This is a genomic window from Mesorhizobium sp. WSM4821, assembly GCF_055901555.1.
Map to the genome: position 1 here is coordinate 2,666,253 of NZ_CM148371.1, position 15,425 is coordinate 2,681,677.

17 protein-coding genes and 1 pseudogene are annotated in these 15,425 nt (G+C 63.4%); 12 read left to right on the plus strand and 6 right to left on the minus strand.

Going from position 1 to position 15,425, the window contains the following annotated elements:
• Window positions 1-144: 144 nt before the first annotated feature.
• From AC0NID_RS12790 to AC0NID_RS12800, 3 genes are read left to right on the plus strand one after another with little or no spacing between them, the layout of a single operon-like run.
• Complete coding sequence (locus tag AC0NID_RS12790) at window positions 145-774, plus strand: DUF1285 domain-containing protein (protein ID WP_473456049.1); 630 nt, start codon at window positions 145-147, stop codon at window positions 772-774.
• Window positions 774-1,406 carry a CoA pyrophosphatase gene (locus AC0NID_RS12795; RefSeq protein ID WP_473455984.1) on the plus strand — a complete coding sequence of 211 codons (633 nt, stop codon included), beginning with the start codon at window positions 774-776 and terminating at the stop codon, window positions 1,404-1,406. Before AC0NID_RS12790 ends, AC0NID_RS12795 begins: the two co-directional genes overlap by 1 nt.
• Window positions 1,403-2,671, plus strand: a complete 1,269-nt coding sequence (locus tag AC0NID_RS12800) for a CCA tRNA nucleotidyltransferase (protein WP_473455983.1) — start codon at window positions 1,403-1,405, stop codon at window positions 2,669-2,671. Before AC0NID_RS12795 ends, AC0NID_RS12800 begins: the two co-directional genes overlap by 4 nt.
• A gap of 5 nt (window positions 2,672-2,676) precedes the next feature.
• Here AC0NID_RS12800 and AC0NID_RS12805 read toward each other — a convergent pair whose 3' ends face one another.
• The 3 genes from AC0NID_RS12805 to hemF form a co-directional block, all read right to left on the minus strand.
• Window positions 2,677-2,862 carry a DUF1059 domain-containing protein gene (locus tag AC0NID_RS12805; protein WP_126034401.1) on the minus strand — a complete coding sequence of 62 codons (186 nt, stop codon included), beginning with the start codon at window positions 2,860-2,862 and terminating at the stop codon, window positions 2,677-2,679.
• Window positions 2,863-3,113: 251 nt separating this feature from the next.
• Window positions 3,114-3,374 carry a DUF1344 domain-containing protein gene (locus AC0NID_RS12810; RefSeq protein ID WP_473455982.1) on the minus strand — a complete coding sequence of 87 codons (261 nt, stop codon included), beginning with the start codon at window positions 3,372-3,374 and terminating at the stop codon, window positions 3,114-3,116.
• Between the two features lie 248 nt (window positions 3,375-3,622).
• The gene (gene hemF / locus AC0NID_RS12815) at window positions 3,623-4,537 is read right to left on the minus strand and encodes an oxygen-dependent coproporphyrinogen oxidase (RefSeq protein ID WP_473455981.1); all 915 of its coding nucleotides are present in this window, start codon (window positions 4,535-4,537) and stop codon (window positions 3,623-3,625) included.
• 107 nt (window positions 4,538-4,644) lie between these two features.
• Between hemF and AC0NID_RS12820 the strand changes: the two genes are divergently transcribed.
• Window positions 4,645-4,902 (plus strand): hypothetical protein, encoded by a 258-nt coding sequence (locus tag AC0NID_RS12820; RefSeq protein ID WP_126034398.1) that lies wholly within the window; start codon window positions 4,645-4,647, stop codon window positions 4,900-4,902.
• A gap of 98 nt (window positions 4,903-5,000) precedes the next feature.
• Here the strand turns inward: AC0NID_RS12820 and soxR are convergent, their stop codons facing one another.
• On the minus strand, window positions 5,001-5,447 hold the full coding sequence (gene soxR, locus AC0NID_RS12825) for a redox-sensitive transcriptional activator SoxR (protein ID WP_473455980.1): 447 nt from the start codon (window positions 5,445-5,447) through the stop codon (window positions 5,001-5,003).
• 208 nt (window positions 5,448-5,655) lie between these two features.
• Complete coding sequence (locus AC0NID_RS12830) at window positions 5,656-6,114, minus strand: tRNA (cytidine(34)-2'-O)-methyltransferase (protein ID WP_473455979.1); 459 nt, start codon at window positions 6,112-6,114, stop codon at window positions 5,656-5,658.
• 437 nt (window positions 6,115-6,551) lie between these two features.
• Between AC0NID_RS12830 and AC0NID_RS12835 the strand changes: the two genes are divergently transcribed.
• Genes AC0NID_RS12835 through AC0NID_RS12850 form a run of 4 tightly spaced genes read left to right on the plus strand, consistent with a single transcriptional unit; the run spans window position 6,552 to window position 11,118 of the window.
• The gene (locus AC0NID_RS12835) at window positions 6,552-6,959 is read left to right on the plus strand and encodes a hypothetical protein (RefSeq protein WP_473455978.1); all 408 of its coding nucleotides are present in this window, start codon (window positions 6,552-6,554) and stop codon (window positions 6,957-6,959) included.
• 30 nt (window positions 6,960-6,989) lie between these two features.
• Window positions 6,990-8,864, plus strand: coding sequence for an ABC transporter ATP-binding protein (locus AC0NID_RS12840; protein WP_473456048.1), 1,875 nt, complete (start codon window positions 6,990-6,992; stop codon window positions 8,862-8,864).
• A gap of 24 nt (window positions 8,865-8,888) precedes the next feature.
• Window positions 8,889-10,772: an ABC transporter ATP-binding protein gene (locus AC0NID_RS12845; RefSeq protein WP_473455977.1), complete on the plus strand. Its 1,884-nt coding sequence runs from the start codon at window positions 8,889-8,891 to the stop codon at window positions 10,770-10,772.
• 31 nt (window positions 10,773-10,803) lie between these two features.
• Window positions 10,804-11,118 (plus strand): DUF6665 family protein, encoded by a 315-nt coding sequence (locus AC0NID_RS12850; RefSeq protein ID WP_473455976.1) that lies wholly within the window; start codon window positions 10,804-10,806, stop codon window positions 11,116-11,118.
• 68 nt (window positions 11,119-11,186) lie between these two features.
• On the opposite strand, the pseudogene AC0NID_RS12855 reads toward AC0NID_RS12850, so the two are convergent.
• Window positions 11,187-11,543 (minus strand): annotated as a pseudogene (locus AC0NID_RS12855) (cupin domain-containing protein).
• Between the two features lie 290 nt (window positions 11,544-11,833).
• On the opposite strand from AC0NID_RS12855, the gene petA reads away from it, so the two are divergent.
• From petA to AC0NID_RS12875, 4 genes are all read left to right on the plus strand, one after another.
• The gene (petA, locus tag AC0NID_RS12860) at window positions 11,834-12,394 is read left to right on the plus strand and encodes a ubiquinol-cytochrome c reductase iron-sulfur subunit (RefSeq protein ID WP_473455975.1); all 561 of its coding nucleotides are present in this window, start codon (window positions 11,834-11,836) and stop codon (window positions 12,392-12,394) included.
• Window positions 12,395-12,411: 17 nt separating this feature from the next.
• Window positions 12,412-13,713: a cytochrome b gene (locus tag AC0NID_RS12865; RefSeq protein WP_473455973.1), complete on the plus strand. Its 1,302-nt coding sequence runs from the start codon at window positions 12,412-12,414 to the stop codon at window positions 13,711-13,713.
• 90 nt (window positions 13,714-13,803) lie between these two features.
• Window positions 13,804-14,676, plus strand: a complete 873-nt coding sequence (locus AC0NID_RS12870; protein WP_473455972.1) for a cytochrome c1 — start codon at window positions 13,804-13,806, stop codon at window positions 14,674-14,676.
• 191 nt (window positions 14,677-14,867) lie between these two features.
• Window positions 14,868-15,413 carry an adenine phosphoribosyltransferase gene (locus AC0NID_RS12875; protein ID WP_473455971.1) on the plus strand — a complete coding sequence of 182 codons (546 nt, stop codon included), beginning with the start codon at window positions 14,868-14,870 and terminating at the stop codon, window positions 15,411-15,413.
• Window positions 15,414-15,425 lie beyond the last annotated feature (12 nt).

Sequence of the window (15,425 nt, forward strand, 5' to 3'; positions counted from 1 at the left end):
AGCATCGATCCTTCTCGTTGGAAATACCAGCTTGCACCCTCGACGCCGCAGAATGCCGCGATTCGGTCTGGCATGGCGCCTGTCTTTGAACTTAAATCACAGACTTAGGCTGACAAGCGGAACAACAGTGACTATTTCGTGACCATGACAGAACGCGCCGACGATCCTGAAGCGAGTCTGACGGCCGCCACCGAGGCGCACGGGCTCGAAGCGCTGATCTCGCGTGCCGCCCGCGCGGGCAAGGGGCCGGCACCGGTGGAGCGCTGGAATCCGGCCTTTTGCGGCGATCTCGACATGGAGATCAGACAGGACGGCACCTGGTTCTACCTGGGCACGCCGATCGGCCGCATGCCGCTAGTGCAGCTTTTTTCCTCCGTGCTGCGCAAGGACGAAGACGGCAAGACCTATCTGGTGACGCCGGTCGAAAAGGTCGGCATCCGCGTCGTCGATGCGCCTTTTATTGCCGTCGAAATGGGCGTTTCCGGCGCCGGCGATGGTCAGGTCATCACCTTCCGCACCAATGTCGGCGACGTGGTCGAGGCCGGGCCGGACCATCCGCTGCGCTTCGTCGACGAGGACGCGACCGGTGGCCTGAAACCCTATGTGCTGGTGCGCGGGCGGCTGGAAGCGCTGGTGGCGCGGCCGGTCATGTACGAACTGGTCGAGTATGGCGAGGAGATCGAGGTCGGCGGCAGACAGATGTTCGCCGTCCGCTCGAGGGGCGCGGTCTATCCGATCATGCCGGCGGAAAAACTGCAGCGGCTGAGCGCGTGATGGACCAGGTGACGCCGACACCGTTTTCCGCCGAGGATTTTCGCGCACGCGTCGCGGCACAGCCGTTGGCGCATGCCGCCGACGATTATGGCGACCACCGCTTCAATCCCGGCCATCCGCGTTTGAAGTCCGCCGAGGCGCTACGCGATGCCGCCGTGCTGATCCCGGTGGTCGATCACGGACGCGACGCCACGGTTCTGCTCACCAAGCGGGCGGAAAAGCTGCGCAACCATTCGGGGCAGGTGGCCTTTCCCGGCGGCACGATCGATCCGACCGATCCAAGCCCGGAAGCGGCGGCTTTGCGCGAAACGTTCGAGGAGATCGGGCTCGCCCAGGACCGGATCGAGATCATCGGCCGCATGCCCGACTATGTCGCCGGCAGCGGCTATCGCATCGCCCCGGTGCTGGCAATGGTGCGGCCGGGTTTTTCGCTGGCCCTGAATTCCGATGAGGTCGACGCCGCGTTCGAAGTGCCGCTGCGTTTCCTGATGGACCCAGCCAATCACAGCAGGGACAGCCGCATGTGGAACGATCTCGAATGGTTTTTCTACGAGATGCCCTATGGCGGCCAGCGCATCTGGGGCGTCACCGCCGGCATCATCCGCACGCTCTATGAGAGGCTCTATACGTGAGCGGCGGCGTGTCGCTCGCTGGCAGGGCCGAGTGGCTCGGCGACAAGCACCTGCAGCGCCTGCTGGCGGCGCTTGCGGACGGCGGCGAGGAGGCGCGTGTCGCCGGCGGCGCGGTGCGCAACGCGCTCATCGGCCAGCCGGTCGCCGACGTCGACATCGCCACCACTTGCCTGCCCGATGAAACCATCCGCCGCGCCGAGGCGGCGGGCTTCAAGGCCGTGCCGACCGGCATCGAGCACGGCACCATCACGATTGTCGCCGGCGGGAAGCCGTTCGAGGTGACGACGCTGCGTGCCGACGTCGAGACCGACGGGCGGCGGGCAAAAGTATCGTTCGGGCGCGACTGGAAGGCCGACGCGCAACGGCGCGATTTCACCATCAACGCGCTCTATGCCGAGGCCGACGGCACGATCGTCGACCTGGTTGGCGGCATCGCCGACATAGAGGCGCGCCGGCTGCGCTTCATCGGCGATCCGGAAGCCCGCATCCGCGAGGATTATTTGCGCATCCTGCGCTTTTTCCGCTTTTTCGCCTGGTATGGCGACGGCCGGCCCGATGCCGAAGGTCTGAAGGCCTGCGCCCGGCTCAAGGGTGGGCTCAGCCAACTGTCGGCCGAGCGCGTCTGGTCCGAGCTGAAGAAACTGCTGTCGGCCCCCGACCCGTCGCGCGCCTTGCTGTGGATGCGCCAAGCCGGCGTGCTCACCAGCGTTCTGCCGGAGAGCGAGAAATGGGGCATCGATTCGATCCATGCGCTGACCAGGGCCGAGAAGGATCTGGGCTGGACGCCGGAGCCGCTGCTCAGGCTGGAAGCAATCGTGCCGCCGGACGCCGCGCGGATGAAGACGCTCGCCGAGCGGCTGAGATTCTCCGTCAGCGAAGCCGGCCGCCTCAGGCAGTGGGCGCTGACAGTGCCCGTCGAGCCGAAGACGACCGAGGCGGAATTCGCAAAACGGCTCTATCGTGGCGACCGTCAGGGCTTTGTCGATCGCTTGCGGCTGTCGCTCGCTTCCGCCCGGGCCCGCGCGATCGAGGACAATGACGCGCTGCTCGAAGCCGGCAGCTTCTCGCGCCTGCTGGCTTTCGCCGGAAAGTGGAAAAAACCCGGCTTTCCGCTCAAGGGCGCCGATCTGACGACGCTTGGCGCGGCGCCCGGGCCGAAGCTCGGCGCAATCCTGAAAAACCTTGAAAACGAGTGGGTCGAATCCGGCTTTGCGCTCGCTCGCGGCGCGCTCCTCAAGCGCGCCGCACAAGCACTCGAAAATTAGGCAGATCAGGCGGCGTCGCGGGCCTTTTCGATACGCGAACGGATGGCTTCGATCATCGTCTCGCGGATGATCGTCTCGCCGTGCGTCTCGCGCATGTGTTCGACCGCACGCCGCATGACTTCGGCTTCCTCGTCGGCGCGCGTATGCCAGTCACAACCCGGTACGAGTGAGCCGCAGTGGAATTCCTTCATCGGATTTCTCCCTTTTCCTCCTTGGAGCGCCGCTTGTACGCGGGAAGCTCCAGCACCTGTGATCGACGCATGATCCCTGTCGGAAACCGGTTCGGTTTTCGGGTCATGCACGGGGAAGCAAACATAACACGATTGAACGGGCTTTGGTTGCGGCAAAGACCGAAAAAGGCGGAGCATCGCTGCTCCGCCCTCTTGACGCTACCCCTGAGCAAGACCAGACATAGCTTCGTCTTGCTCCTGCGGGCAGGCTGTCACTTCACGATTCTGACTGCCTCGGCAATTTTGTGCTTGCCGCTCATGTCCCACGAAACGCGGACCTTTTCGCCGGCCTTCAGGCCAGGATTCTTGAAGGCCTTGGGCAGCGTAAAGGTCGATCCGTCGTCCAAAACAAGGCTCATGGCCGTTCCATCATAGGTCTTGACCGTGCCCGTGGTGTGCTTGACCGCTGCCAAGGCAGCGCCACCAGAGGCAAGAACGGCAGCTGCCGCAACCGACATAATAAGCTTGCGCATGGCATGCTCTCCTGGAAAATGAGGGCACCGTTTGGGAAGGGTGCCCCACTCACTTTTGGGCCGTCCGGTCGCGTCGGGTCGCGGTTCCAGAGGAGGCGAGAACCGCCGGCGTTTCCCGGCCCGAACGGAGAATTAATCCTGTTTTTTCAAATGGATATTAGACGAAAAAGAAATTCGGTGCGCCACATTCACCGCCAAGATCCAGCGATTTGGACGTGATTGCGGCTCACGTCCGACTCACCGAGATTTTACGGCCATTTTACCTCCGGCGGCAGGCTGGACAGGATCGAGGCGACGTTGCCGCCGGTCTTCAGTCCGAAGATGGTGCCGCGATCGTGAAGCAAGTTGAATTCGACGTAGCGGCCACGGCGAATGAGCTGCTCCTCGCGGTCGCCATCGGTCCAGTTGTCGTTGAAATTGGCCCGCACCAGATGCCCGTAGACGACGAGAAAAGCGCGCCCGACATCCTGGACGAAGTTGAAATCGGCGTCCCAGCCGCCTCTGTCCTCGTCCGAGTGCAGCCAGTCGAAGAAGATGCCGCCGGTGCCGCGCGGTTCGTTGCGGTGCGGCAGATAGAAATACTCGTCGCACCAGGCCTTGAATTTCGCGTGGTCGGCCACCGCCGGATGCTTCTCGCAGGCGAATTGCATGGCGCGGTGGAAGGCAACCGTGTCCGGGTCGTCCTGGGTGCGGCGACGGTCGAGCACAGGCGTCAGATCGGCGCCGCCGCCGAACCACTGGCGCGAGGTGACGACCATGCGCGTGTTCATGTGCACCGCCGGCACGTTGGGGTTCCACGGGTGCGCAATCAGCGAGATGCCGCTCGCCCAGAAGCGCGGGTCTTCCTCGGCGCCCGGCATCTGCTTCCTGAACTCGGGCGAGAACTCGCCATGGACGGTCGAGGTGTGGACGCCGACCTTCTCGAAGACGCGGCCACGCATCATTGACATGATGCCGCCGCCGCCGCGGCCCTCGTCGCGCTCCCACGGCGTCTTTTCGAAGCGACCGGGCGACCATGAGGTCAGCGGCCCCCGCAGGTCCTGCTCGATCTGCTCGAATGCGGCGCAGATGCGTTCACGCAACGTCTCGAACCACAGCCGCGCCTTCATCTTCTTCTGTTCGATGTCGGTCGGCAGCCCCGCCGCTATTTCGGGTCGTTGCAAATGCTGTCTCCGGTTGCGGGGCGCGTGCCCCGACAAATGACTCGTCTTTTCCTGGCGCGATCCCTAATCTCTTGGGTGCAAGGGTCAAGTGTGAATGGAGTTCTTTCGTGCGCACCCCGGCAAGACCGCCGCTGGATGGCCTGAAGAAGAGGCTCGACCGCTCGCGCGCCGAACGCGAGCGCATGCCACGCGACGGGTTCCTGCGCGAAACCTTCGTGCTGCCGCGTTCCGATGCGCGACTCAAGGCGCAGGAATGGTTCGAGCGCTTTCCCAAGCAGGCCTACTGGACCGAGATCGAGAGCTGGTTCGAGCGGCCGGGCGACGTCATCGAATTCACCATCAGGCGATTGCCGGCGGCGGATTAGAGCAATTCCAGAAAAAGTGGGAACCGGTTTTCCGTCCGGAATTGCGTAAAAACAAAGAGCTAGAGCATTTCCGTGACTCGGAGAGAAATGGAAATGCTCTAGCGCGCGACCAGCAACCGCCTTGCTCCCGGTCCCTGGGCGCTCAATCGGTCTTCTCTGTTCCTCAGCGGGCACTTGTCGATCGACATGCAGCCGCAGCCGATGCAGTCGGTCAGCCCGTCGCGCAGCTTCTTCAGCTGGGCAATCTTCCGGTCGAGTTGGTCGCGCCAGGCCGTTGAAAGCAGATTCCAGTCCTCGCGAGTCGGCGTGCGGCCTTCAGGCAGCGATTGAAGCGCGGCGTCGATCTCGGCCAGCGAGATGCCGACCTCCTGCGCTACCTTAATGATCGCCACACGCCTCAGCACGTCGCGGCCGTAGCGCCGCTGGTTGCCCGATGTGCGGTGGCTGCGGATCAGTCCGCGCGCCTCGTAGAAATGCAGCGCCGACACCGCCACCCCGCTGCGCATGGCCACCTGGCCGACCGTCAATTCCGTCACCGCAGCCATTCGAATTTTTTCCGCTTGACCTCAAGTTAGGTTGAGCTTGTAACGAAGAAACCCAGGACATGCAAACCGGACATGCAAACCGCAGGAGAAGGCGATGTGCGCCTGGGTGAGAATGACAGGAGAGGGGGCGGTCGTCGGCCAGGGCCAGGAAGCAGCCGGGGGCCAGCGAGCGGCCGTGATGGCCGCGCCCGCCGACAGCCTGCAAATCCTATCCAAGCTGCCGGATCGCCTCGCCGGCCACCATGGCGACGGAAAGCGCGACGTTGATGCTGCGCGCGCCAGGCTGCATCGGGATGATCAATCGCGCATCCGCCGCCTCGTGGACGGGATCCGGCACGCCTGCGGATTCACGGCCGAACAGAAGAACGTCGTCGGTGGCGAAGGCGAAATCCGTGTAGGCGGTCGCGGCTCTGGTCGACAGCAGCACCAGCCGCCGCGCTTCGCCTTTGCGCCAGTTCTCGAAGGCATGCCAGTCGACATGCCGGGAAAGCCGCGCCATTTCGAGATAATCCATACCGGCCCGTTTCAGCGCCCGGTCGGCAAGCGGGAAGCCGGCCGGTTCGATGATGTCGACGCCGAGACCGAGGCAAGCGGCGAAGCGCAGGATTGTCCCGGTGTTGCCGGCGATATCCGGCTGGTAGAGCGCGATGCGGAGACGGCCGTTCATTTCCGCGCGTTTTTTATCCGTGGCAGATCGGCCACAGGGGTCTCGCGGTTTTGGAAATTGCTGGACTGGCGGGTGGTCATTTTCTGCGAAGTCGGTTATATGGCGGGCATTGTCAACCCGAACCGATGGAGGGGTAATTCATGATGATCATGTACATCCAGCGCCCCTCTTGTGGGCTTACCAGCCTGCCGGCGGTTTCGGTACGACGATTCTCCTGACCTTTTAGACTTCGATCGCACCGATTCTTAGCCGAAACCTTTTTCGGCCTTCGAAGGAATCGTGCGATGTTTTTCAACTTGTCGAAGGGGCTGAACGCCCCACCTGAACACGCCTCTAATCAATCCCGGTGTTCGCCGGCCTTGCCGTTCGCTGACCATTCGCCCGCGAACCGGCCGGACTCACCCTTTTTTCTGCCTTTCCACATGGAGGACGGACCGATGTTCGATCCCTGCAAGATTCCCGGGTCAAGAAACCTGCACGAGCGCAGGATGGCGACATGGACGCTTTTGGTCGGCGAAACCTATTCGTCGGCGGTTCACGCCGAGGTTCGTCGGCGCCCGCATCGCGGCATGCTGCCGGACGTCGATTTCTCGCGCGCGGTTCCCGACCGCAGCCGGCCGTCGCTGGTGCGCCGGATCATCAGGCTGATCCGCCCTGGCGCAAAAACCGGAGCGAAACTCAGGGTTGTCGACACAGCGCCGTCAGGATCGTCCAACGAGCCTGTCGGCGAAAAGCCCGCGACATCCTATATGGCGCGAAGCAGGATCGACGGCCCGGGTGATTCCGGGGCACCGACCCCTGACGCTACCCGCTCCCAAGACGCTGTGCGCTCCCGTGCCGCGTGAGCGAAAAACAAGCATGTGAGTACCAAGACAATGTTCCGCTGGTTTGAAAAAAAGCTCGACCCGTTTCCTGCCGAGGAGCCGTTCGAGCCGCCGAAGACGCTGATCGCCTTCTGCGTACACTATACGCGCGGCGCCTGGCCCTACATCGTTTTCGATGCGGTGCTGGTCTCGGCTATCGCTCTTGCCGAAGTGTGGATGTTCGGTTTCCTCGGCCGGATCGTCGACTGGCTGTCGGCGCAGAATCGCGAGACATTCCTTGAGACCGAGGGCTGGAAGCTCGCCGGCATGGCCTTCGTCGTGGTGTTCGCGCTGCCGGCGACGGTCTGGTTCCATTCGCTCATCAGCCAGCAAACGCTGATGGGCAATTATCCGATGCGAATCCGCTGGCAGGTGCATCGCTACCTGCTCAAGCAGTCGATGACCTTCTATCAGGACGAGTTCGCCGGGCGCATCGCGACCAAGCTGATGCAGACGGCGCTCGCCGTGCGCGAATGCGTCATCAAGCTCATCGACGTGCTCAACTATGTCGTCGTCTATTTCCTTGGAATGCTGGTCATCGTCGGCTCGGCCGACTGGCGGCTGGCGGCACCGCTTGCCGGCTGGCTCGCCGGCTATATCTTGCTGTTGCGCTACTTCATCCCGCGCCTGGGCAAAGTCGGCGAGGAGCAGGCCAACGCGCGCTCGACCATGACTGGCCGCGTCGTCGACAGCTACTCCAACATCCAGACGGTCAAGCTGTTCTCGCATGCGCGCCGCGAGGCGTCCTTCGCCAGGGAAGGCATGGCCGGCTTTCTCGAGACGGTCTACCGGTCGATGCGGCTGGTGACGCAACTCTACGGCCTGCTCTACATCCTGAACTCGCTGCTGTTGTTTTCGGTGACCGCGATCTCGCTGTGGCTGTGGCTCGGTCAGGCGGTGACGATCGGCGCCGTCGCCGTGGTCATCGGCCTCGTGCTGCGGCTGTGGGGCATGTCGCAATGGATCATGTGGGAAATGTCGGCCCTGTTCGAGAACATCGGCACGGTGCAGGACGGCATCGGCTCGATCTCGCTGCCGCGCCTGGTGGAAGACAGGCCCGGGGCCAAGGACATTGCCGTGACCAGGGGCGAAATCCGCTTCGAGGACATCCGCTTCCACTACGGCAAAAAGAAGGGCGTGATCGAGAGCCTGTCGCTGACGGTGAAGCCGGGCGAGAAGGTTGGCATCGTCGGCCGCTCCGGCGCCGGCAAGTCGACGCTGGTCAATCTTCTGTTGCGCTTCTACGACCTTGAAGCTGGCCGGATCCTGATCGACGGCCAGGAAATCGCGGCGGTGACGCAGGATTCGCTGCGCGCCCAGATCGCCATGGTCACGCAGGACACCTCGCTGTTGCATCGTTCGGTGCGCGAGAACATCCTCTATGGCCGGCCGGACGCCAGCAACGAGATGCTGATCGAGGCAGCACGCCGCGCCGAGGCGCTCGATTTCATATCAGGGCTTTCGGACGCCAGCGGCCGCAAGGGTTTCGATGCGCATGTCGGCGATCGCGGCGTCAAATTGTCCGGCGGCCAGCGGCAACGCATCGCCATTGCCCGCGTTATGCTGAAGGACGCGCCGATCCTCATTCTCGACGAGGCGACGTCCGCGCTCGATTCCGAGGCCGAGGCGGCCATCCAGGAGAACCTCTACAAGCTCATGCAAGGCAAGACCGTCATCGCCATCGCGCACCGGCTCTCGACCATCGCGGCGATGGACAGGCTCGTCGTCATGGACAAGGGCCGCATCATCGAAGAAGGTTCGCATGAGGAACTCGTCGCCAGCGGCGGGCTCTATGCGCAGCTTTGGCAGCGCCAGTCCGGCGGCTTCCTGCTCGACGACGGTGTGACCGCCAACGATGCCGTCGTCAGGGGCCAAGCAGCAGAGTGATGGCAGCAGAATGATGGCCGCCGAATGATGATTGCCGTCTATCGCTGGTTCGAGAACTGGGTCTATCCATTCAGGGAGCCTGCGAGCCTTCGGCCACCGGTCAGCGTCAGGGGGTTCCTCTGGCATTATGTCGGCCAGGCGAAGGTCGCCTTCTTCGCCATGCTGGTCATCGGCGGCATCGCGCCGCTGGTCGAGGCCGGGCTGTTCTACTTCGTCGGCAGGCTGGTCGATATTCTCGACCAGCTCCCCGGCGAGCGCAGCTGGGACGCGCTGTGGACTGCCGCCGGCCCCGAACTTGTCTTCATGGCAGCCGTGGTGCTGGTCATCCGCACCGCCGTCGTCGGCCTGGCGGCGCTGGTCGACGAGCAGACGATCACGCCCGGCTTCTATAATCTGGTGCGCTGGCAGGCGCACCGCCATGTCTCGCGCCAGTCCTACGCCTTCTTCCAGAACGACTTTGCCGGCCGCATCGCGACCAAGGTCTGGCAGGCGGGGCAGGCGACCGGCGATTTGATGGAGGCCTTCATCGAGGTCGTCTGGTTCATGGTCGTCTATACGGTGACGACGCTGGTGCTGGTCGCCGGCCTCGACTTGCGGCTGGCGGCGCTGGTGGTGATCTGGATCACCGCCTTCGGCTGGTTGGCAAAACGTTATCTGCCGGCCATCCGCAAGCATGCCGAGGAAACCGCCGAGGCCGGTTCGATGATCACCGGCCGCTTCGTCGATTCCTATTCGAACGTGCAGACGCTGAAGCTGTTCTCCGCCGACGGCGACGACCGCTACATCAGGAACGGTTTCGATATCTATCTCGACGCGCTGCGCCCGTTCACCCGCCGGCTGACCGGTGTGCGCATGGCGCTGACGATGCTTTCGGGGATCATGATCACCACGATTGCCGGGTTTGCCGTCTATCTCTGGGTCGAAGGCTCGATCACCGTCGGGGCCGTCGCCTTCACGCTGTCTCTGGTACTGCGGCTCAACATGCTGCTCGGCCGGCTGATGATGCAGCTCAACGGCATCCTGCGCAATCTCGGCGTGCTGGAGAACTCCAAGGCGCTGATTTCGCAATCGCTCGGCCTGACCGATGCGCCCGACGCCAGGGAGCTTGTCGTGACCGATGGCCGGATTGACGTGAAGAAGGTCGAGTTCCACTACGGCAAGGGGTTCGGCGTGCTCAACGGCATCGACCTCGTCGTGCGGCCGGGCGAGAAGGTCGGGCTGGTCGGGCCGTCCGGCGCCGGCAAGACGACGCTGGCCAATCTGATCCTGCGCCTCTACGACCTCGAGGCCGGCAAGATCACCATCGACGGCCAGGATGTCTCGCAGGTGACGCAGAATTCGCTGCGCGCCAATATCGGCGTCGTCAGCCAGGATACAGCACTTTTCCACCGTTCGCTTCGCGACAACATTAAGCTCGGCATGCCCGACGCAACCGACGCCGAGGTGATCGCGGCGGCGAAGAAGGCCGAGGCGCACGACTTCATCCTCGGCCTGCGCGACAATCGTGGTCGCCAGGGCTACGAGGCCTTTGTCGGCGAGCGCGGCGTGAAGCTGTCGGGCGGCCAGCGCCAGCGCGTGGCGATCGCCCGTGTCTTCCTCAAGGACGCGCCGATCCTGATACTCGACGAGGCGACGTCGGCGCTCGATTCCGACATCGAGGCGGCCATCCAGGAGAATCTGAAGAGGCTGATGGAGAACAAGACCGTCATCGCCATCGCGCACCGGCTGTCGACCATCGCGGCACTCGACCGCCTGGTGGTGCTCGACGGCGGCCGCATCGTCGAACAAGGCACGCATGACGAACTAGTCGCGCTCGACGGGCTCTATGCGCGGTTGTGGAAGCGGCAGTCCGGCGGCTTCCTGTTCCACGAGGAGAGCGTGCTGGAGGAGACACGGCCGGCGGAGTAGGGCCAGGATCTCTGTAAAACTGGAGTGAATCATGTCGGTGCGAATGCCATCGAATTTCGGACGGTCCGGCGCGCAGGAGTCGGCGCTCGACCTGCTTAGCCATGAAATCCTCGGCGAAAAGGCGGCGGCGCTTGGCCGTGCCGGCCGGCGCGTGGAAGAAACGCTGACGAGATTGCGTCAACATGGCGACGATGGCGAACATCGCGCCCGGCTGCTCAAGGACGCGGCTGAGGCCGTCCACGGCTATTTCATCCAGCGCGAATTGTGCGGCTTGCGCAGGCACGACGCGGTGATCCGGGAGTACAATATTCCCAAGGCCGTGCTGGCCAGGCTCGGCGCGAAATAGATTCCAGTTGACCATGAAAACCGGTTTCCACCTTTCGCTGACGCGGACCTTCGGTTCGGGATCATGGTCTATTCCAGCCACTGGGTGATGAAGCTGCCGTTATCGTGGATGTCGGTGGTCTCCAGCGGGCCTGGGCCGAGATTGGTGAATTTGTGCGGCGTGTTCGGCGGCACGATCAGGATCTGGCCGGCCGACGCCTCGATTTGCCGGTCACCGACGGTGAACAGCCCGGTGCCGGCGCGAATGATGAATATTTCGCTATAGGGATGTGTGTGCAGGCGCGGGCCGCCGCCGATTTCCGGCAGATAGTTGAAGATCAGGCAGCTTTTGGAGCCGTAGGCGCCGCATTGCGACTCGCCCTGCCAGGGCTGGGGCCAGCGGTCGGGCGCCCGGGCCTATTTGTCTCGGTCGATGACATGCGCCATGAGCCGAGGATAGACCGAGGCCGGGTCTCCTGTCGAGGCATACGGGGGCGCCGCTTTGCGGTTGATTTCCGGTCGTTTTCGCCACGCGGGCCGACGCCGGATTGCGTCCCCGCGACAATCTGCCCTTGTGCCTTCACCCGTCTGGACAAAAACAGGCTTCACGCATAAACCGAAGTCCAAATGCCGGAGGAATTCGCTAGCCTGTTCGCCATGCGCTGTCGGGTTGGCGTGAATGAGCGGGGGACAAGGCTCGGCCACCGGCACGGAAGAGGCGAAAGGATCAGGCACCCGTGAGCGCAACCGATATCCAGGATCCCAACCGTCGTGATTTTCTCTACGTCGCCACCGGCATGGCCGCGGTGGTCGGCGCGGGTGCCGTCGCCTGGCCGTTCATCGACCAGATGCGCCCGGACGCCTCGACGCTGGCGCTGGCCTCGGTCGAGGTCGACGTCTCCTCGCTGGAGCCGGGAATGTCGCTTGTCGTGAAGTGGCGCGGCAAGCCGGTGGTCGTGCGCAACCGCACCGAACAAGAGATGAAGGACGGCGAAGCGGTCAATTTGGCCGAGCTCAAGGATCCGCTCGCCCGCAACGACAATCTGCCGGCCGACGCGCCGGCGACCGACGCCAACCGCACCGCGCCGGGCAAGGAGGCCTGGATAGTGATGGTCCAGGTCTGCACCCATCTCGGCTGCATTCCGCTCGGCCAGGAAGGCGAGTTCGGCGGCTGGTTCTGCCCGTGCCACGGTTCGACATACGACACTGCCGGCCGCGTCCGCGGCGGGCCGGCGCCTGATAACATGACGGTGCCGGTGTTCCAGTTCATTTCCGACACCAATATCCGTATCGGCTGAGGCGAGGGGACATTTCGATGAGCGAGGGACACTCGACCTATACGCCCAAGACCGGTATCGGACGCTGGTTCGACGCCCGCATGCCGCTGCCGCGGCTGGTCTATGACAGCTTCGTCGCCTATCCGGTGCCGCGCAATCTCAACTATGCGTGGACCTTCGGCGGCATCCTGTCGATCATGCTGGTGGCGCAGATCCTGACCGGCATCGTGCTGGCCATGCACTACGCGGCGGACAGCACTCTCGCCTTCAATTCGGTCGAGAAGATCATGCGCGACGTGAATTCGGGCTGGCTTTTGCGCTACCTGCATTCGAACGGCGCGTCGTTCTTCTTCGTCGCCGTCTACATCCACATCTTCCGCGGCCTCTACTACGGGTCCTACAAGGCGCCGCGCGAGCTTCTGTGGATTCTCGGCTGCATCATCTACCTCTTGATGATGGCGACAGGCTTCATGGGCTATGTACTGCCCTGGGGGCAGATGAGCTTCTGGGGCGCGACGGTCATCACCGGCTTCTTCAGCGCCGTCCCGCTGGTCGGCGACTGGATCCAGCAGCTATTGCTCGGTGGCTTCGCTGTCGACAACCCGACGCTGAACCGCTTCTTTTCGCTGCACTATCTCCTGCCGTTCATGATCGCCGGCGTCGTCGTGTTGCACGTCTGGGCGCTGCATGTGGTCGGGCAGTCGAACCCGACCGGAATCGAAGTCAAGTCGAAGACCGACACCGTCGCCTTCACCCCTTACGCGACCATCAAGGACGCGTTCGGCATGATCGTGTTCCTGTTCGTCTTCGCCTATTTCGTCTTCTACCTGCCGAATTTCCTCGGCCACCCGGACAACTACATAGTCGCCGACCCGCTGAAGACGCCTGCTCATATCGTGCCGGAATGGTACTTCCTTCCGTTCTACGCGATCCTGCGCGCCATCACCTTCAATATCGGACCGATCAACTCCAAGCTCGGTGGCGTGCTCGCGATGTTCGGCTCCATCGCCATGCTGTTCCTGGTGCCGTGGCTCGACACCTCGAAGGTGCGCTCGGCGGTCTACCGGCCTTGGTACAAGCTGGTCTTCTGGCTGTTCGTGATCGATGCCGTCCTGCTTGGCTGGCTGGGTTCGCAGCCGGCCGAAGGCAGCTATGTCTTCATGGCGCAGATGGCGACATTGGTCTACTTCGCCTTCTTCCTGGTCGCGCTGCCGGTGCTCGGCCTGATCGAGACCCCGCGGCGGTTGCCGAATTCGATCACCGAGGCGGTGCTCGAGAAGAACAAAGGCGGCGGCGGACATCCGGCCGGCGCGACAGCCGCACCGGAAACCAAGGGCTAAAGCATGATCCCGAAAAGTGGAGACCGGTTTCCGGACAGGATCATGCTCGAGACGACTACGGCGCGGCAGAGAATCTCAAGGGGATTTGGCATGAAGAAGATTCTCACCTCGCTGGCGCTGCTCGGCCTTATGTTGGCAGGCACTGGTGCCGCGACCACCGGGGCCAGGGCCCAGGAGGAGGCGCACAGCGAAGCCGCGCCGACGCACTTCCCGATACACAAGCCGAAGGAGATGGACTGGAGTTTCGCCGGGCCGTTCGGCACCTACGACAAGGCGCAGTTGCAGCGCGGCCTGAAGGTCTACAAGGAAGTCTGCGCCGCCTGCCATTCGATGAATTTGGTGGCGTTCCGCACGTTGGAAGATCTTGGCTATTCGGAAGCGCAGGTCAAGGCACTGGCGGCCGAGTATACGATCAATGACGGTCCCAACGATGCCGGCGACATGTTCGATCGTCCCGGCATACCGTCCGACCATTTCCCGGCGCCGTTCCCCAACGAGCAGGCGGCAGCGGCCGCCAATGGCGGGGCTGCCCCGCCCGACATGTCGCTGCTGGCCAAGGCGCGCGGCGTCACGCGCGGCTTTCCGCAGTTCGTCTTCGACATTTTCACGCAATACGCCCAGGGCGGTCCCGACTACATCCACTCGCTGATGACCGGCTATGACGAGCAGCCACCGGAGGGCATGGAGATACCGGAAGGCACGCACTACAATCCGTACTTCATCTCCGGCGTGTCACTGAAGATGCCCAACCCGCTCTCCGACGATCAGGTGACCTATGACGACGGCTCGCCGCAGACGGTCGACCAATATTCCCGCGACGTGTCGGCTTTCCTGATGTGGGCGGCCGAGCCGCACCTGGAAGACCGCAAGAAGACCGGCTTTCGCGTGCTGGTCTTCCTGCTGCTATTCGGTGCACTGGTCTATCTAACCAAGCGCAAGGTGTGGGCCGGCGTGGCGCACTGAGCTACGGAAAGCCTGAGATCAAAAAGGGCGTCGAAAGGCGCGCTTTTGCATCCCGCCGGTTCCGGTCCGGACAATTTTCTTTCCAGGCGCCACATCGCGGTAGCCGTCGTCGGCCGCGCCGGGTTACGATCGGCCGGAATTCCTTTCCCGTCTTCCAGTCGAATCGGACGAATGCCCTAGAGAGCCCGCCCATGAAACCTTCGCTCGAAGACACGCTGCTTGCCGCGATCCGCACCATTCCGGATTATCCCAAGCCGGGCATCCTTTTTCGCGATATCACCACGCTGCTGAGCAATGCGCGCGCCTTCCGCCGCGCCATCGACGAGCTGGTGCATCCCTATGCCGGCCAGAAGGTCGACAAGATCGCCGGCATCGAGGCGCGCGGCTTCATCCTTGGCGGCGCCGTCGCCCACCAGCTCTCGGCTGGGTTCGTGCCGATCCGCAAGAAGGGCAAGCTGCCTTACGAGACGGTGCGCGTCGCCTACAGCCTCGAGTACGGGCTGGACGAGATGGAGATGCACAAGGACGGCGTGTCTCCGGGTGAAAAGGTGATCCTGGTCGACGACCTGATCGCCACCGGCGGCACCGCGGAGGCGGCGGTCAAGCTGTTGCGGCAGATCGGCGCCGACATCATCGCCGCCTGCTTCGTCATCGACCTGCCGGACCTTGGTGGCCGCGAGAAACTCGAAGCGCTCGGCGTGCCGGTCAGGACGCTGATCGGGTTCGAGGGGCAATGATGCGGGACGGTG